Source organism: Streptosporangium sp. NPDC005286, from assembly GCF_040607515.1.
Taxonomy (GTDB): domain Bacteria; phylum Actinomycetota; class Actinomycetes; order Streptosporangiales; family Streptosporangiaceae; genus Streptosporangium.
Genome location: NZ_JBEXGU010000407.1, coordinates 1 through 1,323, shown reverse-complemented (window position 1 = coordinate 1,323; position 1,323 = coordinate 1). Strand labels below are relative to the sequence as shown.

At 69.0% G+C, this 1,323-nt stretch carries 1 protein-coding gene; it reads left to right on the top strand.

Going from position 1 to position 1,323, the window contains the following annotated elements; translation table 11 throughout:
• Window positions 1–20: 20 nt before the first annotated feature.
• Window positions 21–1,323: S1 family peptidase (locus tag ABZU75_RS46450; RefSeq protein WP_355570004.1), on the top strand; the 1,303-nt coding region annotated here is incomplete at its 3' end.

Sequence of the window (1,323 nt, the reverse complement as noted above, 5' to 3'; positions counted from 1 at the left end):
CCGAGGTCGAGGAGGGATTCATGTCCCGCAGACATGTCGTCGCCACGGGCTGCGTGCTGGCGGTCACCGCGCTCACCCTGACGGGCGTGCCGGCCATCGCCGCCGGACCCCGGGCGCAGGACGTTCCGGTCACCGCGTCCGCCTGGAAACCGCCGTCGGGCATGCTGGAGGCGCTCCAACGCGACCTGGGCCTGACCAAGGAACAGGTGCGGGCACGTCTGGCCAACGAGATCCGTATGTCGGGGATCGAGGCAGACCTCCGCGAGGCGCTCGGCGAGCGTTTCGGCGGCTCGTGGCTGATGGGAACCATTTCACAGACTCTCGTGGTGGCCACCACCAAGCCCGCCGACCTCCCCACCATCGTCGCGGCGGGCGCCAGAGCCGAACTCGTCAAACGGTCGCTGACCGAACTCGCCGGGCTCATCAGTGACCTTAACGTGGACCTGCCGGGACGTGGCGGAGGGGGCGATGTGCGCTTCGTCGACGCCAGGAACAACAGGATCGTCATCCTGTCGAAGAGCCCCCTGGCAACCGAGGATCTCGTGGAGGCAGTGGGGGCCGACTCGAGCGTGGTGAAGGTGGTGCCGTCCACCGAGCGGCCCCGGCTCCTCACTGACGTGCAGGGTGGTGACGCCTACTACATCGGCAGTTCGAATCGTTGCTCCGTCGGTTTCTCGGTGATGCGCGGGACCCAGGCGGGTTTCGTCAGTGCCGGTCACTGCGGTAAGACGGGTGATGCCACCACCGGTTTCGACCGGGTGCCCCAGGGGGTCTTCCGGGCGTCGTCCTTTCCCGAGAACGACTATGCCTGGGTCGCGGTGAACGCCGGCTGGACGCCCAGGCCGGTGGTGAGCAACGGCAGTGGCGGCATCGTGCCCGTCGCCGGTTCCAGGCCGGCCCTGGAGGGTGCCTCGATCTGCCGGTCCGGCTCCACCACCGACTGGCACTGCGGTCTCATCCGGCAGCTCAGCGCCAGCGTCACCTACCCCCAGGGCACCATCCACGGCCTGGGCCGTACCAGTGTCTGCGCCGAGCCGGGTGACTCGGGTGGTTCGTTCATCTCGGTGGACCAGGCCCAGGGGGTCACCTCCGGCGGCTCCGGCAACTGCACCACGGGTGGCGTCACCTACTTCCAGCCGCTCAACGAGATCCTCACCGCCTACGACCTGACCCTGCTGACCGGCAGCGCAGCCACCCCGCCGGGCACCGTCTCGCCCGCTCCGGCGGTCTGCAGCGGCTACCCGAAGACCTACACCGGCACGCTGAACAACGGTCAGTCCGTCTCCCAGCCGAGCCGGTACTACCGGGCCGCCGTCGCCGGTA